This is a genomic window from Mucilaginibacter paludis DSM 18603 (genome assembly GCF_000166195.2).
Lineage (GTDB): Bacteria > Bacteroidota > Bacteroidia > Sphingobacteriales > Sphingobacteriaceae > Mucilaginibacter > Mucilaginibacter paludis.
Genome location: NZ_CM001403.1, coordinates 5,468,162 through 5,489,620 on the forward strand (window position 1 = coordinate 5,468,162; position 21,459 = coordinate 5,489,620).

At 41.1% G+C, this 21,459-nt stretch carries 21 protein-coding genes; 8 read left to right on the forward strand and 13 right to left on the reverse strand.

The window, feature by feature from the left end:
* Nucleotides 1–44: 44 nt before the first annotated feature.
* Nucleotides 45–515, reverse strand: a complete 471-nt coding sequence (locus tag MUCPA_RS23060; RefSeq protein WP_008509664.1) for an Lrp/AsnC family transcriptional regulator — start codon at nucleotides 513–515, stop codon at nucleotides 45–47.
* Nucleotides 516–703: 188 nt separating this feature from the next.
* Between MUCPA_RS23060 and MUCPA_RS23065 the strand changes: the two genes are divergently transcribed.
* The 4 genes from MUCPA_RS23065 to MUCPA_RS23080 are packed head-to-tail and all read left to right on the forward strand — an operon-like array spanning nucleotide 704 to nucleotide 5,053.
* Nucleotides 704–1,756 carry a PLP-dependent cysteine synthase family protein gene (locus tag MUCPA_RS23065; RefSeq protein WP_040626312.1) on the forward strand — a complete coding sequence of 351 codons (1,053 nt, stop codon included), beginning with the start codon at nucleotides 704–706 and terminating at the stop codon, nucleotides 1,754–1,756.
* A gap of 2 nt (nucleotides 1,757–1,758) precedes the next feature.
* Entirely contained in the window at nucleotides 1,759–2,895 is a 1,137-nt protein-coding gene (locus MUCPA_RS23070) for a TlpA disulfide reductase family protein (protein ID WP_008509669.1), read from the forward strand.
* A gap of 19 nt (nucleotides 2,896–2,914) precedes the next feature.
* Nucleotides 2,915–3,361, forward strand: coding sequence for a protein-disulfide reductase DsbD domain-containing protein (locus MUCPA_RS23075; RefSeq protein ID WP_008509671.1), 447 nt, complete (start codon nucleotides 2,915–2,917; stop codon nucleotides 3,359–3,361).
* 3 nt (nucleotides 3,362–3,364) lie between these two features.
* Nucleotides 3,365–5,053: a protein-disulfide reductase DsbD family protein gene (locus tag MUCPA_RS23080; RefSeq protein ID WP_008509673.1), complete on the forward strand. Its 1,689-nt coding sequence runs from the start codon at nucleotides 3,365–3,367 to the stop codon at nucleotides 5,051–5,053.
* Between the two features lie 679 nt (nucleotides 5,054–5,732).
* Here MUCPA_RS23080 and MUCPA_RS23085 read toward each other — a convergent pair.
* Complete coding sequence (locus tag MUCPA_RS23085; RefSeq protein WP_008509675.1) at nucleotides 5,733–7,019, reverse strand: citrate synthase; 1,287 nt, start codon at nucleotides 7,017–7,019, stop codon at nucleotides 5,733–5,735.
* A 403-nt stretch (nucleotides 7,020–7,422) separates the two neighbouring features.
* A complete protein-coding gene (locus tag MUCPA_RS38335) occupies nucleotides 7,423–7,623 on the reverse strand; it encodes a hypothetical protein (protein WP_169316198.1) in 201 nt (66 codons plus the stop codon).
* Nucleotides 7,624–7,687: 64 nt separating this feature from the next.
* On the opposite strand from MUCPA_RS38335, the gene MUCPA_RS36350 reads away from it, so the two are divergent.
* The 3 genes from MUCPA_RS36350 (at nucleotide 7,688) to MUCPA_RS23105 (ending at nucleotide 12,106) form a co-directional block, all read left to right on the forward strand.
* Complete coding sequence (locus MUCPA_RS36350; protein ID WP_169316199.1) at nucleotides 7,688–10,405, forward strand: PAS domain S-box protein; 2,718 nt, start codon at nucleotides 7,688–7,690, stop codon at nucleotides 10,403–10,405.
* A 251-nt stretch (nucleotides 10,406–10,656) separates the two neighbouring features.
* Nucleotides 10,657–11,244, forward strand: coding sequence for a Crp/Fnr family transcriptional regulator (locus MUCPA_RS23100; protein WP_008509678.1), 588 nt, complete (start codon nucleotides 10,657–10,659; stop codon nucleotides 11,242–11,244).
* Nucleotides 11,245–11,326: 82 nt separating this feature from the next.
* Nucleotides 11,327–12,106 (forward strand): SDR family NAD(P)-dependent oxidoreductase, encoded by a 780-nt coding sequence (locus MUCPA_RS23105; RefSeq protein ID WP_008509679.1) that lies wholly within the window; start codon nucleotides 11,327–11,329, stop codon nucleotides 12,104–12,106.
* 181 nt (nucleotides 12,107–12,287) lie between these two features.
* Here MUCPA_RS23105 and corA read toward each other — a convergent pair whose 3' ends face one another.
* The 8 genes from corA to MUCPA_RS23140 all read right to left on the reverse strand — a co-directional run bounded on the left by corA (nucleotide 12,288) and on the right by MUCPA_RS23140 (nucleotide 18,206).
* Nucleotides 12,288–13,412 carry a magnesium/cobalt transporter CorA gene (gene corA, locus MUCPA_RS23110; RefSeq protein WP_008509680.1) on the reverse strand — a complete coding sequence of 375 codons (1,125 nt, stop codon included), beginning with the start codon at nucleotides 13,410–13,412 and terminating at the stop codon, nucleotides 12,288–12,290.
* A gap of 89 nt (nucleotides 13,413–13,501) precedes the next feature.
* A complete protein-coding gene (locus tag MUCPA_RS37180) occupies nucleotides 13,502–13,786 on the reverse strand; it encodes a BLUF domain-containing protein (RefSeq protein ID WP_083839371.1) in 285 nt (94 codons plus the stop codon).
* Entirely contained in the window at nucleotides 13,750–13,917 is a 168-nt protein-coding gene (locus tag MUCPA_RS37185) for a BLUF domain-containing protein (protein ID WP_083839372.1), read from the reverse strand. The genes MUCPA_RS37180 and MUCPA_RS37185 overlap by 37 nt, the downstream gene beginning before the upstream one ends.
* 64 nt (nucleotides 13,918–13,981) lie before the next feature.
* The gene (locus tag MUCPA_RS23120; protein ID WP_083839373.1) at nucleotides 13,982–14,407 is read right to left on the reverse strand and encodes a BLUF domain-containing protein; all 426 of its coding nucleotides are present in this window, start codon (nucleotides 14,405–14,407) and stop codon (nucleotides 13,982–13,984) included.
* 167 nt (nucleotides 14,408–14,574) lie between these two features.
* Entirely contained in the window at nucleotides 14,575–15,351 is a 777-nt protein-coding gene (locus MUCPA_RS23125) for an enoyl-CoA hydratase/isomerase family protein (protein ID WP_008509683.1), read from the reverse strand.
* Between the two features lie 5 nt (nucleotides 15,352–15,356).
* The gene (locus MUCPA_RS23130) at nucleotides 15,357–15,995 is read right to left on the reverse strand and encodes a LutC/YkgG family protein (protein WP_008509684.1); all 639 of its coding nucleotides are present in this window, start codon (nucleotides 15,993–15,995) and stop codon (nucleotides 15,357–15,359) included.
* A gap of 46 nt (nucleotides 15,996–16,041) precedes the next feature.
* Nucleotides 16,042–17,448, reverse strand: coding sequence for a lactate utilization protein B (locus MUCPA_RS23135; protein WP_008509685.1), 1,407 nt, complete (start codon nucleotides 17,446–17,448; stop codon nucleotides 16,042–16,044).
* An 11-nt stretch (nucleotides 17,449–17,459) separates the two neighbouring features.
* Entirely contained in the window at nucleotides 17,460–18,206 is a 747-nt protein-coding gene (locus MUCPA_RS23140; protein WP_008509686.1) for a (Fe-S)-binding protein, read from the reverse strand.
* A 190-nt stretch (nucleotides 18,207–18,396) separates the two neighbouring features.
* Between MUCPA_RS23140 and MUCPA_RS23145 the strand changes: the two genes are divergently transcribed.
* The gene (locus MUCPA_RS23145; protein ID WP_008509687.1) at nucleotides 18,397–18,783 is read left to right on the forward strand and encodes a hypothetical protein; all 387 of its coding nucleotides are present in this window, start codon (nucleotides 18,397–18,399) and stop codon (nucleotides 18,781–18,783) included.
* 45 nt (nucleotides 18,784–18,828) lie between these two features.
* On the opposite strand, the gene MUCPA_RS23150 is transcribed toward MUCPA_RS23145, so the two are convergent.
* Nucleotides 18,829–19,293, reverse strand: a complete 465-nt coding sequence (locus tag MUCPA_RS23150) for a VOC family protein (RefSeq protein ID WP_008509688.1) — start codon at nucleotides 19,291–19,293, stop codon at nucleotides 18,829–18,831.
* 158 nt (nucleotides 19,294–19,451) lie between these two features.
* The gene (locus MUCPA_RS23155; protein WP_008509689.1) at nucleotides 19,452–21,380 is read right to left on the reverse strand and encodes a tetratricopeptide repeat-containing sensor histidine kinase; all 1,929 of its coding nucleotides are present in this window, start codon (nucleotides 21,378–21,380) and stop codon (nucleotides 19,452–19,454) included.
* Nucleotides 21,381–21,459 lie beyond the last annotated feature (79 nt).

A 21,459-nucleotide genomic window follows, 5' to 3' on the forward strand; every position in this document is an offset into this window, starting at 1 on the left:
TCAATTTCTTAGTATTGCGTCAAATAGAAACGGTAATTATTTAATTATAAGGGGTATGCGGTGTCGCTTTTCGTTTCAGATAATACAAAAAAGCTTTGTATCGACGTGATGTTGGGTAAAGTAGCTAATTTGTTCCGGTAAAAATGATGATAGGCATCCATATCACGGGTGGCAATACGCAGTAAAAAATCAAATGTGCCCGTCATCTGGAAACATTCCATTACTTCCGGAAATTTAACTACTTCCTGCTCAAACTGATATAAAGTATTTGCCGTGTGGCCGTTTAAGAGCACCTGACTAAAGGCGATAAGCGATTTATCAATCTTAGTCCTGTCAAGCAAAGCTACCACCCGGTTGATATAGCCTTGTTCTTTTAAGCGCCTGATCCTTTCATGTATCGTTGCTATAGATTTGCGGAGTTTAAACGAGATTTCTTTATTGGTTAGAAGAGCATCTTTCTGTAAAAGTTTTAAAATTTCGATATCGGTAGCATCTAAACCCGTGATTGTCATCATTAAAAGTATTTGGGATTGGAAAATTATACAATGTAACTAAATAAAATTCGTCTAAATCAGGAAAAAAACCAATTGAAAGTTAAATATCCGGAAAATTTACGGATTTCAGCAAAATGATTGCTAATAATTATATATATGGGGAGATTTACCATATAATAATTTAAGTTTCTGTGGACGATATCATACTAATGGGTTTAGATTTAAGCCTGGAAAAAAAGTTCGAAAACCTGTGGCATCTGGTAGGTAATACGCCAATGCTTGAGTTGCAATATGAATATAAAGGCAAGCCGGGGAGCATTTACGTTAAATGTGAACATTATAATCTTACCGGTAGCGTTAAAGATAGGATGGCCCTGTATATTATGTACCGCGCCTACCTGAATGGCAAGGTTAAACCAGGAGATACGATTGTAGAGGCTACAAGCGGTAATACCGGAATTGCTTTTGCAGCCATAGGTAAAGCTTTAGGGCACACCGTAAAAATTATTATGCCCAACTGGTTAAGTAAGGAGAGGATTGACATTATACGCAGCATGGGTGCCGAGGTGATTTTGATCAGCAAGGAGCAAGGTGGCTTTTTAGGCAGTATTGAGCTGGCAGAGTATATGGCTCGCGAAATGGAAAATATTTTTTTACCAAGGCAATTTGAAAATTTGTATAATGCCGAGGCGCACGAAAGAACAACCGGCAAAGAAATTTGGCAACAATTGGTGAGCGTTAACAAAATGCCTGATGCTATTGTAGCGGGTGTAGGTACAGGCGGCACTATTATGGGGATAGGCAAATATTTAAAGAGCATGAATCCGGATATTAAAATCCATCCGTTGGAACCTGCCGAATCGCCTACCTTAACTACGGGGTATAAAGTGGGCAGTCACCGTATTCAGGGTATCTCGGACGAGTTTATTCCGGCTATTGTGAAGCTGAACGAATTGGACCAGGTAATACAAGCCAATGATGGCGACGCCATCATCATGGCGCAAAAGTTAGCCCGGCAGTTAGGTTTAGCGGTAGGTATATCTTCTGGAGCCAATGTAATAGGCGCTATTAAATTGAAAGAAGAGATGGGCGATAACGCAACTATTGTAACTTTGCTTTGCGATGACAATAAAAAATACTTAAGTACAGACTTGATGAGAGAAGAAACCGTTAAAGATGGATATTTGTCGTCGGAAATTACGTTTACAGGTTATCATCCCATTAGCAGATTAAACAACCATTTACATAACAACAATAATTAAAAATGAAGAAAGCAATTTTAACGGCTTTAGCAGCTATCCCGGTAACGGTATTTGCCCAAAGCAACCAATTTAGCATCACGGGCAAAATTGGCGCAGAGAGTAAGCCAGCTATGGCTTATTTAAATTACAGGGCTGCAGGCAAAACCATACTTGATTCGGCTGTTGTGACTAACGGAGCTTTTGAATTTAAAGGTACAGCCACCGAGCCGATGCGTGCCCAACTGGTGTTGGATCATCAAGGTGTTGGAATACGCAAATTAGGCCGCGACGCTGATGTTTTAAGCATGTTTATTGAAAAAGGAAATATTGTTTTAACATCAAAAGATTCGGTAAAGAAGGCTGTTATTGCAGGATCGAAACTTAATACAGAAAATATAGCTTACAACAAGTTTATCAGCTTGCCCATACAGCAAATGAATGAGGTTAATGCTGATTATATGGCTGCTTCGAACGATAAGCGCAAAGACCCTGAGTTTAATAAACAACTGGAAGCCAGGTATAATAAAGCAGAGGAAGAAAAAGAAGCTTTGCAATACAAGTACATCAGCCAGCATCCGGACTCTTATTTAAGCTTGGCTGCCTTAGGTGAAATTGCCGGCCCAAGTATGGATGTGCCTAAAATTGAGCCGATTTTTAAAGGCTTATCCGCAGGTATCCGCAGTAGCACATCCGGAATCGAGTTTGCTAAATTGATAGAGGCAGCAAGAGCTACTTCCATCGGAGCCATGGCCCCGGTATTTACACAAAATGATGTGAACGACAAGCCTGTTAAGCTAAGCGATTTCCGCGGGAAATATGTGTTGCTTGATTTTTGGGCAAGCTGGTGCGGCCCTTGCCGCGGCGAAAACCCTAATGTAGTAAAAGCTTATCAGCAATATAAGGTTAAAAACTTTACCGTGTTGGGTGTGTCGTTAGATCGTCCGGGTAAAAAAGACGATTGGTTGGCAGCAATTAAGGCTGACGGCTTAGATTGGACTCAGGTATCTGACCTTCAGTTCTGGAATAACGAAGTTGCCAAACAATACGGCATCCGCTCTATTCCCCAAAACTACCTGATTGATCCAACCGGTAAAATTATAGCGAAAAACCTGCGCGGCGAAGCATTAAATCAAAAACTAAAAGAAATTTTCGGCTCTTAATTATCCAAATTTATATCACATGAAAAAAATAATAATTGCGGCCATTGTGTTGCTGTCGGCCACAAGTTTACATGCTCAAATTCTTACTCCGGTAAAATGGAGCTATGCCGCTAAAAAACTTAAAAATGGCGAAGCGGTAGTATTTATGAAAGCTACTATTGATGAAGGCTGGCACTTATATTCGCAAACGGTAAAAGAAGGTGGGCCGGTTAAAACTACATTTACCTTCCCGGCATCAAAAGAGTATACCGTAATTGGTAAAACCATTGAGCCTACCCCCATTACACGTAACGAAAAGGTTTTTAATATGGATGTGAGCTTTTTTCAAAACTCGGTTATATTTCAACAAAAGATAAAACTGAAAGGTAGCAAAGCCACAGTTAAGGGCAAGTTAGAGTACATGACCTGTAATGATAAACAATGCCTGCCACCAGAAGATATTGACTTTAGCATACCTGTTAACTAAGTAATGACATTCAAGTTGAAATTTATACCCTTATTGTTGTTGTTAGCCGCAACATTGTTGTTCGGTACAGCGGTAAATGCCTATAGCCAGGATACAGTGTCAACTGCGGGAGTAGAATTTGCACCCGCCGCTCCTGATACTGCCAAGCCTGAGGTTAAAACTGCCGACACAGCTAAACAGCAGGTGCAGAAGGCAGTAGTGAAGGCCGAAAGTAAAGCCGTGGTTAAAAAAGAAGAAAAGCGTTCGCTTTGGGCTATTTTTATCGCGGGCTTATTGGGTGGCTTTGCAGCTATCCTGATGCCATGTATTTTCCCGATGCTACCGCTCACCGTGAGTTACTTTACTAAAAGCGGCGAGAAAAAAGGAAACGGGGTAAGTAAGGCGCTAACCTATGGCCTATCCATTATTGTAATTTACGTAGTGCTGGGCTTATTGGTAACCGTTGTTTTTGGTGCCGATGCGCTTAACAGTTTATCAACAAACGGTATTTTTAACTTTTTCTTTTTCCTGTTGCTGGTGGTATTCGCGGCATCTTTCCTCGGTGCTTTCGAAATTACACTGCCCAGTTCATGGGTTAATAAAATGGATCAAAATTCCGACAAAGGCGGAATGGCCGGGCTGTTTTTTATGGCGGCTACCCTGGCGTTGGTGTCGTTTAGCTGTACAGGGCCTATTATTGGTACACTGCTGGTACAGGCTGCAACCACAGGCGCCTTATTGGGGCCGGCAATCGGAATGTTCGGTTTTGCGCTGGCCTTATCGGTTCCGTTTGTGTTGTTTGCCATGTTCCCAAGTTTATTGCAGTCGTTACCCAAATCGGGGGGCTGGCTAAACAGTGTAAAGGTAGTTTTAGGATTTTTAGAGCTGGCTTTATCGCTAAAGTTTTTAAGCAACGTGGATCTGGCTTACCACTGGAGGTGGTTTGATCGTGAAATATTCCTGGTATTGTGGATCGTTATCTTCGCCATGATGGGTTTATACCTGTTGGGTAAATTAGCCTTCAGTCATGATAGCCCATTGCCTTATATATCTGTACCGCGGTTATTTTTATCTATTGTTATCCTGGCATTCACGGTTTATATGGTGCCCGGTTTATGGGGAGCGCCGCTAAAATCAATTTCGGCTTTTTTACCCCCTCAGTCAACGCAGGATTTCGATCTGTACACAGCATCTTTAAACAGTGGCGGTACAAGCCAGTCAAGCACAGCCCAGGCTGATCAAAAGCCCCACAAATATTCGGAGTTGTTTGACAAGCCCGCGCGGCTAAACCCTTATTTTGATTATGATGAGGGAATGGCCTACGCCACTAAGGTGCACAAGCCGGTAATGATTGATTTTACGGGCCACGCTTGCGTAAATTGCCGCAAAATGGAAGCCAACGTATGGACCAATAAGGATGTTTACCAAAGGATTAACGAAGACTATGTGCTGATTCAGCTTTATGTGGATGATAAAACCGACTTAGCCGCCGCCGAGCAAACTACCACGCCTCAGGGTAAACATATTCAAACCATAGGTAATAAGTGGAGCTATCTGGAAGCATCAAGGTTCCAGGCCAACTCGCAGCCGTTTTATGTTTTGCTTGATAACAGCGGTAATTTATTGGTTCCGCCCGGCGGAGCCGACTACGATCCTATAAGTTACTTGAAATTTTTAGATAGTGGTTTGCAGGCTTATAAAGCCCTTAAATAAAATAAATGGCATGGTATTGCGTTGTATTGTAAGTAATTAACCACAACAAATTTATGCTATATAGTTATTTGTATTATTGAAATAACCAGGTATTTCTAATTAGTTCTTTATCGTTTTCATTGCGTTAAAATGAAGTCAGTTAATAACAATAAATCAGCATCCCGCCTGGGATAGGGATGTTTTTTTATAGGTTGATGGTCCTGAATGGTACTGGTGACTATAGATGGATGATAAATTGAGACCGAAGGGCTCACTTACGATAAATAGGCGAGGGGATTAGAAGTCGTTCCAATAAAATGGATATACTGTTAGTTACTGGCTTTGGTTTATTAATTGTGACCTTGGTAATCGTAATTATACTTTTAATTAGAAATTTAATGAGGCGTTAGGACAGTGATAGGTGGATATAAAAATACTCTTTAGTTCTTTATAGTTTTTCATTGCTTAAATGAAGTCAGTTAATTATTATAGTAGCACATGCAGTAAGAGCTGTATGTGCTTTCTTTTTTATATCAAGTCAGTCTTTTTTCAGGAACTGCTCCGAGGGGCAAATTCGTTAGAAAAATATTATTGATTTTTAAACGGGAAGTCTGTAATGATTGTTTCGTTTTTTCTTAATTTTTTCAAAAAAAAGCCCCCGATAAAATCGAGGGCTATCAAGTATAGGGGGTATTGTATACTATCTGTTTTCAATATCCACATAGTCGCGGTCTGTTTCGCCTATGTATATTTGGCGCGGCCTGCCAATGGGCTCTTTATTCTCCCGCATTTCTTTCCATTGAGCAATCCATCCCGGTAAACGGCCCAATGCAAACAGCACGGTAAACATCTCGGTAGGGAAACCTAAAGCGCGGTATATAATACCCGAATAAAAGTCAACATTAGGATATAATTTACGCTCAATAAAATAGGGGTCTTTCAGTGCTATCTCTTCTATTTTTTTAGCAATATCAAGTACCTCATCATCAATGCCTAACTTTTCTAAAATATCATCGCAGGCTTTTTTAATGATCTTGGCGCGAGGGTCAAAGTTTTTATAAACCCGGTGCCCAAAACCCATCAGGCGGAAAGGATCATTTTTATCTTTAGCTTTGTTAATCCATTTGTCGGTATCACCGCCATCGGCCTTAATGGTTTCGAGCATCTCAATAACGGCTTGGTTAGCGCCGCCATGCAGCGGGCCCCACAAGGCTGAAATACCGGCAGTTACTGATGAATATAAGTTAGCTTCAGACGAGCCAACAATGCGCACCGTTGATGTAGAACAATTTTGCTCATGGTCGGCATGTAAAATCAGCAATACGTTCATGGCCTCAACAATAACCGGGTCAATAGTAACCTCCTCGGTACGCTGGCCAAAGGTCATGTACAGAAAATTGGTTACATAGTCGAACCTTTTTTGAGGATATATTACCGGATGGCCTAACGATTTTTTATAGATCCAGGATACGATGGTAGTCATTTTAGCCAACAACTTAATGATGGTCTCATTAATCTCATCCGGTGTCTGGTTCGAATGTAACGACTCCGGATAAAAAGCAGATAGGGAGCTGATCAAGCCGGTAAGTTGTCCCATAGGATGGGAGTTTGACGGATAGCCATCAAAAAACTTTTTAAGATCCTCATGAACCAAAGTATGGTTATTGATTTGCTTTTGAAAGTTCTGGATTTGATCCTTAGTGGGCAAGGCGCCGTATATCAGTAAATAGGCAACTTCTAAAAAAGTAGATTTTTGAGCCAGTTGTTCAATAGGATAGCCTCTGTATTTTAAAATACCTGCTTCGCCATCCAAAAAAGTAATTGCACTTTTGGTGGCGCCGGTGTTTTTATAACCAACATCTAAAGTTACATACCCGGTTAGGTCACGCAGTTTTGAAATATCAATCGCTTTTTCATCTTCGGTACCTTGTATAACCGGTAGGTCATAAGTTTTATCGCCGATTTTTAGTTGTATTATTTCTGACATGTAAATTGGTTGTTGTTGGCAAATGTAAATAAATCTGTGTACTTTTATTGATTAGATTTGTTTTGAAATGTAAAATTTTAAATTGATTTTACTGAACAAGTATAGCTAATATTTGCCAATAATACCCCATCAACGCCATGTTTTTGAGTTTAGACAGACTATTAAAGGCAGATAACGATAAAGACTTTTACCGTTTGTTTTTTATCATTATTTGCTTTTTAAATATAGTATTTCATTTTCTGTATCTTAATTACGCCCCACAGTCGTGGGATCCGCTTGCGTTACGTGCATTTACCTGTGGTTGTTGTCTGGTTGCTTTTTTAGTGTCATTTTATAACGATAACAAAGTATATAAGTTTGCGGCTTATTTTGCGCTGATCGTATTTTTAGCCATCAATAATTGTTATTTGCTTGGTAGCAATAATTTTACCGGCGAGTATTTTTTTGGTTCGCTGGTTAGTTTGTTATTGGTGAGTTTTTTTTGCCGGCGGTTTTTTGAATTACTATCCCTTATTGCTGTTAATTTAATTGCCTTTGCCGGAGCTTTTGCTTTTTCCCAAAGTTTAATTTCAGAAATACCTGTAATGCTGGTGTCTATAGCCATCTTTTCAGTGTTGTGTGGTTTGCTTTTTTTGCTAAGGCGGTCCTACATTTTACGATACATCAAAATGAAAACCTTGATGATCGAAAAAACAGACGCTTTGGTTAAAGCTAACGATCTGTTGGAGAAAAATGTTTTTTCAAAACAAAGTTTAATCGCCGGAAATTCAAATCTGGTTATCGAGTTTAATAAAAACAAAATATGCACCAATGTATGGTGCCAGTATGATGATGCTCTTGCCGCTGATGCGGAACAATTGGTTGGCAAAACCCTGGCCGATCTGCAAATACCCGGTTTGAGTAATATGGCTAAAACAGCCACTAAAACACTTAAACCCCTTAGGTTTGAATTTCAGGGTTTGTTTGGTAACGACTTTTGGTACAACGCTACTATTGCGCCGGTTTTCACCGACGATTTGCAGTTTACAGGCAACTTTACGCTTACTTTAACTGATATTACCGAGCTGAAAACAACAACCAGTAAGTTGAAAGAGAACGAACTGGTGCTTTATAATGAGCAGATTGTGGCCAAAATAGGAAGCTGGTGGACACATGTATCAGGCAGGGACATTTCATGGTCTAATAATTTATTTTCCATCCTGGAAGTAACTGATATCCCTCCAGACCGCAGCAAACTGAATTATTATATCAGTTTGGTTCATCCGGAAGACCGTGAAAAGGCTCAGCTGTATTTTGCTAATCTGGGCGATAACCCCTTAAACGAGTTTGAGCACAGGCTGATTACTCCTAAAGGCAATTTGAAATATTTTAAAGTAGTAAGCGGCTATCCGGTTAAGGATGGGCAGGGCAAGGTGGTTAAAATGGCAGGGATTGTTCAGGATATTACCGATAGCATCCTTGCGCATAAAACCATCCGAAAAAATGAGGCTGAGTTGATGCAGGTACAGGCTATCGCAAAAATTGGTGGCTGGAGGTGGGATATCATCCTCAATAACCTCGCTTGGTCTGACGAGATGTACCGTATTTACGAACTGGACAAAGAGCAGGTGAAACATGAAGATCATTTTAAACTGCTATTATCTTTTGTACATCCTGATGACAGGCCAAACGTTGCCGGCATTTTTAAGGATCATTTAAAAATTGTCCGCTCGTTTGTTGAATACCGTATTATAACGCCCGAAGGCAAACTGAAATATTTAAGTTTAATTGTGGGTAAAACACTGGCTAAGGACGGTGCTATCAAAAGTATTTTAGGTACTCTGCAGGACCAGACCGACAGAAAGAAAATAGAATTTGACTTTGAGCGCGCAGAGAACAAATATAAGAATGTACTGGAAACCGTTAACCTGGCTGCAGTTACGCTGGATAAACAAGGCGACATCGTTTTTTGTAACAAACATCTGGCCGATATTATAGGCTATGATAAGGTTGACTTGATAGGTATGAACTGGGCAGATAACTTTGTACCGGCCAAATTGCAGGACCAATTTAGGCAATGGCTGGACAGCGATAGTTTTTATGCGCAGCATACCAGCCCAATTATATGCCGGAACGGCAAGCAACGCATCATCAGCTGGAAAAATACTGTTACCCATGATGAGTTTGGGAAGATTGTTGAAACAACCAGCATAGGCGAAGACATTACGGATATTAAGAAAGCGCGCGAGGCTCTGATTATAGCCAAAGAGAATGCCGAAAAATCGTCCAGGTTCAAATCAGAATTCCTTTCTATCATGAGCCACGAAATTCGTACGCCGATGAATGCGGTAATCGGCACTACCAATTTATTGCTACAGGATAATCCGGCGCCAAGGCAGCTGGAGTATCTCAATACCCTGCGTTTTTCGAGTAACAACCTGCTCGAACTGATTAACGATATTTTAGATTATAATAAGATTGAGGCCGGAAAGCTGGAACTCTATAAAACGCCGTTCAATATTAATAAGCTGGCGCAAAATATATTACAATCGTTTAAAAACAAGGCCGAAGCTAACTCATCATACCTGGAACTGAAACTGGATGACCGGATTCCGGCCAACCTGATTGGCGACCAGTTGCGCCTCGGCCAGGTACTTAACAATTTGCTGAGCAACGCTGTTAAATTTACCCGCGACGGAACCGTGTTTTTGAAGCTGGAATTGGAACAGCTCAGGTATGATAAAGTAACCATTAAGTTTATTATAGAAGATACCGGGATTGGTATTTCGCCCGAGAATATTGATAAAATATTTGACCCCTTTACACAGGAATACAATTCAACCCAAAGCGATTATGGTGGTACGGGTTTAGGTTTAGCTATTACAAAGCGTCTTATCGAACTGCACAACAGTACCATTAAATTGGTGAGCAACATAGGCGAAGGCACACAGTTTAGTTTTTCGATTGTATTTGATAAAGCGGAAGTTGATGAAGCTGAAGCGGTTCCCCAAAAAGAAAAGGAGAGCAGTATTAAGGGGATGAAAATTTTGTTGGTGGATGATAATAAAATGAACCTTTTGATAGCCAGTAAATTTCTTAAAAACTGGCAGGCCAATGTTACCCAGGCTACCGACGGACAGATGGCTGTTGAAAAAGCCATGCTTACTAATTACGACCTGATTATTATGGATTTGCAAATGCCTTTGATGGATGGTTTTGAGGCAGCCGGGATTATAAAACAAACCCAACCGGATATCCCTATTATCGCCTTGAGCGCCGATGCGATGCCCGAAACCAGAATTAAAGCTACGCAATATGGTATGGACGATTATTTAACCAAGCCCTTTGTGCCCGAAATATTATTCGAGAAGATTTTAAAGCATTATACACCCCTTGCTTTACAATAGGCTTCGTAAGTCTACTGCGTGTATAGAGCTTGCCATCAATTAACCTTTACCCTCGCTGATACCAACCAGAGGACAAATAAGCAGATTATAGATTTTAAAAGGCTGCGTAGTTTGTTTGGTTGAGCAAAACGTTCTTTCTATCTGATTTTGTAAAATCACGATTTTATCACTGCGTTTAATGGAATTATACGCTGTGAAATTCAAGTTTAGGTAAAGCATTTCAGTTCCTTAAATTTACCGATATTTATAAAATGAATACCTTTTCAGCTTTTATGAACCAGTTTGTTTGTCTGAGTGAAGAAAACCGGATGGTGATGGAATCAAAGCTGAGGACTAAGCAATATGTTAAGGGCGAGCTGATGCTCTTACAGGGAAACATCTGCGACAAAATCATCTTTATAGTTAAAGGCCGCTCGCGCTCATACTATACTGATTTTACCGGCAAAACTTTCACCTGGTATTTTCATTTTAACGATCATCATTCCCGCTTCGAAAACTTTTTCGCGATAGATTATCAAAGCTTTTTAACACAAACGCCCTCCAAACTAAACGTGGAGGCACTAACAGATATTGAAGCCATTGTGATTGATTATAAAGAAGCTATCCCGCTAACATCCTTACATGTTGATTTTGAGAAACAAAGTAAACTGGTAACTGAGCAGGCGTATATTGCTACACATAATAGATCGCTAAGCCTGCTCACCCTATCAGCATCGCAACGCTATGAGCAATTATTGGCCGAGGAGCCGTACTTGCTCCATAAGTTTGCCAGCCATTATATAGCCTCTTATCTTGGCGTAACTCCACAGTCTTTGAGTAGGATAAAGGGCGATATTTAACCGCTGTTTATTACCAAATGTGAATGCTTTTGACAACTGTTGTCGCCAACTTTGCTGTCAATAAATATTAACCACAATCGATATGAAAAATACGATCTTGATAACCGGAGCATCGGGAGGCATAGGCAAGGAATTTGCACTGGTTGCCGCCGAAAATAAAAACGATGTATTGCTGGTAGCCCGCAGCGGAGACTTGCTTAACGCGTTATGTGAACAGATCAAGGCAACCTATAAGGTAAAGGCCGATTATATTGTAGCCGACTTGTCGGATTACGGATCGGCAGAAAACCTGTATAAGGAAGTAATCAATAGGGGATATAGAATAAATTATCTGATTAATAACGCCGGTTTTGGCGACTACGGGAATTTTTTGGAACGTAGCCTGGCTAAATATCAGCAGATGATCCATCTTAACATCACCTCGCTTACCGAACTTACGTGGTTATTTGCCAAAGATATGGTGAAGGATAAGCGCGGTGGTATATTGAACATTGCTTCAACCGCTGCTTTTCAGCCCGATCCTTATATGGCTATTTATGGCGCTACCAAATCATTCGTGGCCAATTTTACCGAGGCGTTATCATATGAGTTGAAAGGCACCGGAGTAACGGCTACTGTACTATCACCAGGGGCAACCACCACCGGTTTTTTTGATGAAGCGCAAATGGGCCAGTCAAAAATGGTGAGTTCGAAAATGATGAACGCTAACAAGGTTGCCCGCATAGGCTACCATGCCATGATGAAAGGAAAGCTACACGTTATTGCAGGCTTTATGAATAAGTTGCTTGGCTTTTTTTCGGCGACAATGCCACCATCAAGATTCAGATTAAAAATCGCGGCAGCGGTACTCGGAAAAAAGTAAGGTCAGATGAACATCAAACAAGCTGCGGCCATAATCTCGGCTTGTTTGATGTTGTTAGGGGAGCAATGATAAAATGCCGATTTGATGGCCGCTGATCCTGACGATATTGATGGCACTATAACTTTGTTTTTTATTGGCCGGATGATCAGTATTTATCGCATCCCTGGCGACGCATATCGGCTTAAAGCCGATTGAACCAACCTTTTTTCCAGAAAAATAAAATTTGTGCTATGGTTATGACGAACATGGCTATCAGGCAATAAGTATAACCATGCGGGCTGTAGAGCTCTGGCATATTTTCGGGCAAAACCTTGTTGGTAACTGGGTCCTGGCGGGCAAAGTTCATTCCGAACACACCTACAATAAAAGTGATGGGCATAAATATAACCGAGATAAGGGTAAGTACCTTCATAATCTCGTTCATCCGGTTGCTCACAATAGAGAGGTATACATCAATGATGCTCGAAGTGATTTCCTGGTAGCTCTCTATCATATCGATGATCTGGATACAATGATCATAGGCATCACGCAAAAAAACCTTTACATCTTTATTAATGAGCGGTATATCCTCGCGAATCATTTCGTTCACCTTATCCCTTTCAGGCCAGATGGCACGCCTCAACATAATCATGGTACGCTTTACCTTCTGCGAATCGTACATGATGGATTTATCCGGGTTTTCGTAAAGCCGGTCTTCTATATCGTCCAGCATATCACCTAAATTGTTAAGCAGGCTAAAATACAGATCGAATATCGTATCCATCATGGCATAGCACAGGTAAGCCGGTCCGGCTGTTCTGATGAGCCCTTTGCCTCCTATCAGTCTTTTAACAATCATCTCGAAGGTGTTGGAGTAATCTTCCTGGAAACTGATGATGAGGTTGTCTTTCACAAAAAAAGATACCTGGCAATTGCTCAGCTCATCTTCGTGATAAGTAATGAGCCTGCTGGTAACAAAAAAATAGTTATCGTAATCATCAAATTTAGGCCGTTGGTGCGTGTTCACAATGTCTTCTAAAACGAGCCTGTTAACACCAAAGTGGGTTCCTATTTGCTCTAACAGGTTTTGATCGCCAAGGCCGTTTACACGCAGCCAATGGGTATGGTTGGTGCAAACATCCAACTGTTGTAATACCGATTCAAAATTACTGCCATCACTTTGCTGCACCTCCTGCTGATTGTAGGAGTACAACCGCAAAACGGGCTTCATGGCATTTTCGTCAATGTGGATCATGCCGGGGCTGTCGCCTACATTACCATACTTTCTATTACTCTTTATTTTAAGTTTCCGTATCTTCTTTGCCATTTAAACAGTTATTATTGCTATAGTAATAGTAGTTGTTTTTTTCAACATAGAAAAACACTTTTGATAACAAAAAGTTGCTTTGATGGTGCCTATAACCTATTACTCAGGGCAAATGTTTTAAGTACGATGAGGGCGGGGTGATCAGCATCTTTATCCCACAAACTATTTTCTTCAGGATTGGCATAGGCTTCAAATTTTTCCAATTCGCCGTTAGATATCGCTTTAAAGCCCATCGACCAAAAGGGAAATATTCTTTCTGTAAGTTGGCCTTGTGCAAGCTCAATTATATTTTTATGCCTGCTGTCCCGCTTTATTTTCTGATAGATGGTTTCTACCGCTAAGGCATCGCCCCTTCCAATACCTGTACAAAGCAACCTTCGCTGTAAAGCAACATTCCCGTGAGTTTGTTGATCGCATTATTTTTCTGGCTTATGGTTAAAATTCCTTCTAATTCGGCATCAGCAAATAAGCTTGTGGATGTACTGATATAAATAACGTATTTCATTAACCAATGTACTACAAACACTGATAAATGGTTTTGCCGGAATAAAATGATGCAGGATCAGGAGTTAGTAAACGAAATTATTATTCAGCGTAAATGATCTTAAAAGATTAATTGCCGGATGATCCATGTTGTAGTCATAAATAAAATTCATTTTTGCCGGGTCAACAAACCCGGGTAATGTTGAAAAACTATCTGGAACGGTTGTAGTAAAACCCATTGACCACTCCGGAAAGTTTCTCCTGGACACCGTACCGGTCTTCATGATAATAATGCCTTTATGGCGCGGGTCGTGCTTTATTTTTTCGAAGGTGATGGTGAGTTGCTCTTCTTCGCCCTCCAATACCTGGAAAAAAGTGCCTTTGTTGTAGAGTATGATACCGGTAATGCCGTGTTTACTATTGTTAAGGCGGCTCTGCGTTAGCAGATTTTTAAGATCAGCATCGGTAAAAAGTTTAATTGAGGTGCTGATATAAATTAAGTAGTTCATCATATCCTGATATTATATGCCAGTTAAAAGCAACCGGCAATGATTACTGGATCATTTTGCCTGGTGATAAAACGAGTTCCCTTACGCAAGTTTATACGAGGATCGATTCAATATGTTACCGCTTACAAAAATTAGGGATGATTTTTTGTGGAATGAGAGAAAGTTAAGCTTCACTTACGGATTTTTAATTGGCTGATGGCATTTTGAGCAAAAGCAGATAGTACCAGTTGCCCACTAACTGCGGCACGCTCGGCAAGCAGGTTATCCCAGTTTTCAGTGCCTTCCCATAGCGTTTTTTTAAATGCTGATAAGGCTTCGGGGCTCCAGGTGCATATTTTTTGCGCCAATTTTTCAATGGCATTATCCATTTGGACAGTGGTATCAAAAACTTCGGCAAACAAGCCTTTTTCTTTACCCCATTCTGCTGTGTAAAAATCGGCTGCGTTAATGCTTAATTGCGAGAACGCGCTTAAGCCAATTTTGCGTATCACAGCCGGGCCTATCACAAAGGGGCCTATGCCAATAGTTAATTCGCTTAATTTAATGGATGCGGCTGTGCAGGCAAAGCAATGGTCGGTGGCGGCAGCAATACCAACTCCTCCGCCTATTGCCTTGCCGTGTATGCGGCCTATTATTATTTTGGTTGATGTGCGGCAAGCATTGATTACCTTGGCAAAGCCCGAAAAAAAATGGATAGCTTCATCCAGTGTGCTGATGTGTAACAATTCGTCAAAACTGGCACCTGCGCAAAAGGCCTGCCCGCCATCACTTTTTAACAGGATAATTTTAGTTTGTTGGGCATGGCCTGCATTGTTAATACTTTGACTTAATTGCTCAAGCAGGGCACCGGGCAATGAGTTTTGAGCCCGGTGAAAAAAGGCTATCGTGGTTATGCCCAATTCATCAGTGCTGGTATGCACATAGCCTTCGTTTGTTGTGGTATCCATGGTAATCAGCCTAATAAAAACACCGTCATGCTGCGCGGGCCATGGGCACCCAACACCAGCGACTGCTCAATATCGGCAGTTTTTGATGGCCCAGCTATAAAGGTGCCAAAGCCATAGTGCTCCATAGCTATACGTTTATAGGCCTCGTGCATGGTAGGCACAACATCCTGGGCATTAATTACTACCGCCAGGTGCTGGCATATAAAAGGCAATACTCTTTGCCCCATTACTTGCTCGGTAACCCAAACGGCGCCATTTTCGGCCACGGCAAAGTGTGCCCTGATAACACTGAGTTCAATATCTTCCAGGGTGTGCGGGTCGATGATATTGCCGGTGTTCAGTTCGGCAATATCGTTCAACTCAGTAAGAGTACTTACAACGCGGTTTTCGGTGTTAAAGTGTTGCGGAATTAGTGCCTTGATCTCGTCAAAAGTGTTAACCTGGAATACTTTACCGCCAATAGTGGTTAGCGTGGTGATGAATTTTTCCTGTACGTTTACGGTATCGCCTGTTAAAAAGCCAATATCAGGTAGTTCAGACAATTCCGGCTGATTTTGAGCCACCGCGGCTAATATTTTTTCTCTGGCGCTACCTGCCCCTTGAACGGGGAGTTTGTTAGGCTGGCCTTTTATATTTTGATCCATATTTAATAATTGTTTTCTCCCTCAAAATATTCACCTTCCGGGGGGCTTAGGGAGTTTTTCTGTTCTTTTTGTACCACTCACCAAACGATTCATCGGGTGGTTTAGGCATATCGCGCTGCTTATACCAAGGGTTCAGTTTGTTATTCACTGCAAAAGGTGCCACCTTCATTACCCAACGCCCGGCTTTACCTGCAAGGTGGTAGGCGGTGGGAGATGCCAGCGTTGTGGCCATAGCCTGCATACTTAACTTTTTAGCAGTAGGCGCGTAGCCGTTTTTCACAATAACCTGTCGCCATTTATAAAGCTGGTCGTGAATGTCGATTTTTACCGGGCATACGTTTGAGCACGAACCGCAAAGCGTTGATGCGAAAGGCAGATCGGCATATTCTTTCATATCCAGGTTTGGGGCCAAAATAGCACCTATAGGGCCCGATATGGCATTGTGGTAGCTGTGCCCTCCGCTACGGCGGTAAACAGGGCAGGTATTCATACAGGCACCGCAACGGATACACTTTAACGAGTTACGAAACTCTTCGCGGCCTAATTGTACTGTGCGGCCATTATCAACAATAATAATGTGCATCTCCTGGCCTTCGCGCGGTTTGGCAAAATGGCTGGAATAGGTGGTAATGGGCTGGCCGGTAGCGCTGCGGGTTAGCAAGCGCAAAAATACGCCCAGGTGTTTCCTTTCGGGGATGATCTTCTCGATACCCATGCTGGCAATGTGGATATCGCTGAGGTGTGCGCCCATATCCGCGTTACCTTCGTTGGTGCAAACCACAAATTCGCCGGTTTCGGCAATAGCGAAGTTTACACCGGTTAGGGCCACTTTGCGTGTTAAAAATGTTTCGCGCAGGTGGTGGCGGGCTGTCTCTGTTAAAAACTGCGGATCGGCATTACCTGCCGGGGTACCCAAATACTGATGAAAAAGTTCGCCTATTTCTTCTTTCTTTTTGTGGATACAAGGTAATACAATATGGCTTGGCGGTTCTTTAGCCAATTGCACAATCCGTTCACCTAAGTCCGAATCTATCACATCAATACCCTGCTCGGCAAGGTACTCGTTCAGGTGCAACTCCTCGGTCAGCATGGATTTGCTTTTCACCATCCGGGTAACATTGTGTTTAGTGATCAGCGCATGCACTATCTTATTATGTTCGGCAGCATTGATGGCCCAATGTACCACAATTCCGTTAGCCTGGGCATTGGCTTCAAATTGCTGCAGGTAGGTATGCAGGTTTGATAATACGTTGTGTTTTATTTTAGAGGCAGTTTCGCGCAGGGCTTCCCATTCGGGTATCTTATGTACAGATAAATCTCGTTTTGCCCGTATCCACCATAAAGTTTCGTCGTGCCAGTTAACCCGGTCCTCATCCTTATTAAAAATTTCGGCCAAAGCCGCGTGGTCAAGGTGGGGTTTTTTATCTGGATGTGTTTGTACGTCTTGTTCCATCAAATTAAATTTTATTTGGTCTGTGGGCCTCCATTCAAAATTTCGGCAATGTGCAATACCTTCACCTTGCTGCCTTCACGGTTTAAAATTCCTTCCATGTGCATCAGGCAGCTCATATCAACACCGGTAATATATTCGGCGCCATGGCTTAAGTGGTCGGCAACACGGTCTTTGCCCATTTTTACAGATACAGCTTCTTCGGCAACGCAAAATGTACCTCCAAAACCACAACATTCATCCACCCGGTTCAAGGGTACAATCTCTATACCTTCAACCATATTTAAAAGGCTGCCCGGCTTTGAGTAGTAGGGCTCTACCAGTTCGCTCATTTGCGACAGGTGTAAACCGCGTTGCCCGTGGCAGCTTTGATGTACGCCAACTTTGTGCGGAAACTTCGCCGGCAGCGATTTTACTTTCAGAACGTCTGTAAGGAAAGAGGTAAGCTCATATATTTTATGACTTACCGACGCCGCCTTTTCGGGCTGACTATCGTCATGAATATGATCTTTAATGTGCAATACGCAGCTTCCCGAAGGCGCTACAATATAGTCAAACTCGGCAAAATTCTTAATGAAAAGCTCATTACAGCCGCCCGTTAAATGCTCAAAGCCCGAGTTAGCCATGGGTTGGCCACAACAAGTTTGTTTTTGCGGATAAACTACATTTACACCTAATTTTTCGAGTAATTGCAAAGTGGCGATAGCGGCGCCAGGATAAAACTGATCTACATAACAAGGAATGAACAGCCCTACTGTCATAAATAAATACGGGTTTAAATTGCCCTTAATGCAAAGGCAACAGGTAAATATTGATAAGCAAAAATAGCGTTTAATAGGTAAGTTTTAAGATTTACGATAAAAACTATCTGCATAACACTTATCACAATTTTTTTTTGTATTGCTTTGGCGGTATCTGAAACATTTTGCCTCAATAAGGTATTTGTAATATATGGTATTAAATACACAAATTGTTTGGCTGTTTATTTTGGCTATCCCTATAGCCTGCATAGCGTGGACGGTTACCCACGAAGAAGTTTTTAGGGAACCCAGGGAATATTGCGTGAAGCGATGCCACGAAGCCAAAAGCATAGCCGTACGCAAGTTTTTTTACCTGTTTACCTGCGAATATTGTTTTAGCCATTACGTAACCATTTTAATGCTGATTATTACCGGTTATCACTTATTGTTTGACGACTGGCGCGGATATCTTATTGCCGGTTTCGCACTGGTGTTTGTGGCCAACGTGTACATGAGTTTATTTGCCCTGATACGCATTGACCTGAAAAAAGTGAGGTTGGAAGCTGAGAATGAAGAGAGTAAAAAAGAGAAAATTTAACTTAGCGTAACAATTGATTTTTAGTTGCATATATGTGTAACTAAATTATAATGCATCCGCTTTGTTGCTATTGGGCTTATCAACGGGATCAAAGGTAACCTTCCAGCTGATTCCAAATTTATCGGTAACTATTCCAAAAGTTGTACTCCAAAAAGTTTGGGCTATAGGCAATGTTATTTTTCCTCCTATAGATAGGTCGTCAAATATCCGATAGGCATCTGCCTCATTTTCGGTGCTTATATAGAGGAAAAAGTTGTTTGTAAAAGTATCTTTTGATTTTTCGTAAGTTTCCACGCTATCATTGCCCATCAAAATGGTTTCATCGTTAATTTTTAAAGTGGCATGCATAACTTGGTCATCGGTAGAACCCGGAAAGAATTGTCTGGTTGTTTGAGGAGCATCTTTATAACGTCCCATGAATAAAATCTCACCCGAGAAAATTTTTTTATAAAAAAGAAAAGCCTCTTCGCAATTGTCTTTAAAAACCAGGTAGGGATTTAGTTTAATCATAATTTTATTCTGATTCAGGTAAAAGAAATTTATGAGTAAATATATAAATAAAATAAGCCATTAAATGGGTTACAAGCTGTATTTGTGGTAAGGTATCGTTTTTAAATTGTGTTTTTTTAATCGTTCTCCACGCGGTATAAATATCAATAAATTGATGGCTAATTTATTGATAATTCTGTTGATGGCAGGTTGAAGTAGAAAGTACTCCCTATACCAGCGTTTGATTTGATATTGAGCCTCCCGCCGTTTACTTCAATCAGCTCGCGGCAAAGGAGCAACCCAATCCCGGTGCCTTGTTCGCCCATGGTGCCCGGTTTTGAGAAGTGTGTATTGGCCGATAAAATTCGCATGATTTCCTCGTCGGTAATGCCGATACCAGTATCAGTGACGCTGATGATCAGCTGGTTTTTATCACGTTCAACAGTGATAGCTATTTCGCCGCCTTCCCCTGTAAATTTGATGGCATTGCTTATTAGGTTGTTAAGGATAACTTTCAGGTGATTTTCGTCGCACCAAACTAAAGTATCCACGCCAATATGATGTTGGACGCTGATATTTTTCTGGTCCAGTAAATGTCTGAAAATTTGCTCAGACTCGCGAATAACCGGCATCAGATCAATAGATTTGGCCTGGATACGTTCAATGCCCCTGATTTGTCTGTCGGCCCAGATCAGTAGGTTCGACAAGGTTAACTCGGCGCTTTTTATAACCGGGTTAATGGTTTTCATCAAGAAACTAATCTCTTCATTTGATATATTTCCATCATCAAACATATCCGTTAAGTTCCGCAGGTTTTGTATCGGGCTGCGCAAATCATGCCCTATAATAGCCAGTAACTTATTTTTAAACCCATTTAATTCCTCCAGATTACGCGCTTGCGATTCTATTAGTTGCGATTGAGCCAGGGTAGCCTGTTGTCTGTCGCGCAGTTTTGTAGCCAGGTTGTTTTTTTGCCGATAATAAAAATAAACGATATATAGCGCTACGGATAATAAAATTAACGAAGCGGATAAAGTAATGATTAAATTTTGCTGAGAATGGAGATGGATATCATTCTCTTTAGCTTGTTGCTTTATCATATTGATGCCTTGCAACCCAGCATTAAGCTCAAAGTAGTCCCGCATGATCTGCGAGTTGTTGTGTATTACCGAGTTGTACCTTTCCTCCTGGAATAAATTGAATTGTCTTTCAAAATACAAAACTCGTTTATAGTTGTGCCTGGCATCATAAGCGGCAATGATCGCCTTAAAGGATTTGCTTTTCAAATCCATAATACCCAAGGTATCGCTCATCGCCAGGGCTTGCGTGGCAAATCTGATTGCACTGCGCTGGTGGCCATTGTGTAACAAAATACCTGATTTTTCAACAAACGAAGATGCCCGTAAACGTTTATTGTTAACCAGGTAACTCATTTGTATGGCTTTATCGCAATATTTCAGCGCTTTGCTATATTGATTTTGAGCCAAATAAATGTTTGCCAGCCTGTTGTAAAGAATAGCCTCCGTATCGGTGTCTTTTACACTTTTGCAAATTTTCATCATCCTATCTACAGCAAAAAGTGCTTTGTTAAACTCTTTTCGTTTTAAATACAAATAGGACAGGTGAACTATAACATCTTTTGATTTCGCTGGGTCGGTACCGGCTTCTTCGCGGGCTTTTTCCAAATAATGTGACGCCGATTTATAATCCTTTAAATCTGTATATATCCGTCCTATATAACAGTAGCAACTTGAAAGCTGCAACCTGTCATGCCTGAAATATTTCAAAGCGGTATCAATATACAGTAAGCCGATGATATAATAAGATTGCGACCAATAAGTTATCCCGATGTTTAAAAAGCTTTGGCCTATGCCTTTTTTATAGTTAATTGTTTTAGAACATAACAGGGCCTTGGCTGATAGTTTGCGCGCATAGGCCGGGTCTGAAAGATAAATATCCCGCGAAAGCGTGTTTATTTTATCAATACTATCAGTAGGTAACTGATTTTTGACCACCGCAGTAGGCGAATAGTTTGCAACGCCAGCAATGCAAAAAGCTTTTTGCTGTAAAAAAAACACAGCAAAAAGTAAAAGCTGCGAAAATTTCATTAATTAGGGGTTATATTTATACATTTAGCATGTACAATATAAGAATATTATTAAAGGTTAAAAAAATTTCTTAGATAGT

Excerpts from the sequence above, each read along its gene's own strand:
- corA (WP_008509680.1), bottom strand. The coding sequence starts at position 13,412 with ATGGCAAAGAAGATACGGAAACTTAAAATAAAGAGTAATAGAAAGTAT.
- MUCPA_RS23135 (WP_008509685.1), bottom strand. The coding sequence starts at position 17,448 with ATGGAACAAGACGTACAAACACATCCAGATAAAAAACCCCACCTTGAC.
- MUCPA_RS23075 (WP_008509671.1), top strand. The coding sequence starts at position 2,915 with ATGAAAAAAATAATAATTGCGGCCATTGTGTTGCTGTCGGCCACAAGT.
- MUCPA_RS23070 (WP_008509669.1), top strand. The coding sequence starts at position 1,759 with ATGAAGAAAGCAATTTTAACGGCTTTAGCAGCTATCCCGGTAACGGTA.
- MUCPA_RS23080 (WP_008509673.1), top strand. The coding sequence starts at position 3,365 with ATGACATTCAAGTTGAAATTTATACCCTTATTGTTGTTGTTAGCCGCA.
- MUCPA_RS23130 (WP_008509684.1), bottom strand. The coding sequence starts at position 15,995 with ATGGATCAAAATATAAAAGGCCAGCCTAACAAACTCCCCGTTCAAGGG.
- MUCPA_RS23155 (WP_008509689.1), bottom strand. The coding sequence starts at position 21,380 with ATGAAATTTTCGCAGCTTTTACTTTTTGCTGTGTTTTTTTTACAGCAA.
- MUCPA_RS23140 (WP_008509686.1), bottom strand. The coding sequence starts at position 18,206 with ATGACAGTAGGGCTGTTCATTCCTTGTTATGTAGATCAGTTTTATCCT.
- MUCPA_RS23120 (WP_083839373.1), bottom strand. The coding sequence starts at position 14,407 with ATGATGAACTACTTAATTTATATCAGCACCTCAATTAAACTTTTTACC.
- MUCPA_RS37185 (WP_083839372.1), bottom strand. The coding sequence starts at position 13,917 with ATGAAATACGTTATTTATATCAGTACATCCACAAGCTTATTTGCTGAT.
- MUCPA_RS23150 (WP_008509688.1), bottom strand. The coding sequence starts at position 19,293 with ATGATTAAACTAAATCCCTACCTGGTTTTTAAAGACAATTGCGAAGAG.
- MUCPA_RS23145 (WP_008509687.1), top strand. The coding sequence starts at position 18,397 with ATGGTATTAAATACACAAATTGTTTGGCTGTTTATTTTGGCTATCCCT.
- MUCPA_RS23100 (WP_008509678.1), top strand. The coding sequence starts at position 10,657 with ATGAATACCTTTTCAGCTTTTATGAACCAGTTTGTTTGTCTGAGTGAA.
- MUCPA_RS36350 (WP_169316199.1), top strand. The coding sequence starts at position 7,688 with ATGAAAACCTTGATGATCGAAAAAACAGACGCTTTGGTTAAAGCTAAC.
- MUCPA_RS38335 (WP_169316198.1), bottom strand. The coding sequence starts at position 7,623 with ATGGCTATAGACACCAGCATTACAGGTATTTCTGAAATTAAACTTTGG.
- MUCPA_RS23085 (WP_008509675.1), bottom strand. The coding sequence starts at position 7,019 with ATGTCAGAAATAATACAACTAAAAATCGGCGATAAAACTTATGACCTA.
- MUCPA_RS23125 (WP_008509683.1), bottom strand. The coding sequence starts at position 15,351 with ATGGATACCACAACAAACGAAGGCTATGTGCATACCAGCACTGATGAA.
- MUCPA_RS23105 (WP_008509679.1), top strand. The coding sequence starts at position 11,327 with ATGAAAAATACGATCTTGATAACCGGAGCATCGGGAGGCATAGGCAAG.
- MUCPA_RS23065 (WP_040626312.1), top strand. The coding sequence starts at position 704 with ATGGGTTTAGATTTAAGCCTGGAAAAAAAGTTCGAAAACCTGTGGCAT.
- MUCPA_RS23060 (WP_008509664.1), bottom strand. The coding sequence starts at position 515 with ATGATGACAATCACGGGTTTAGATGCTACCGATATCGAAATTTTAAAA.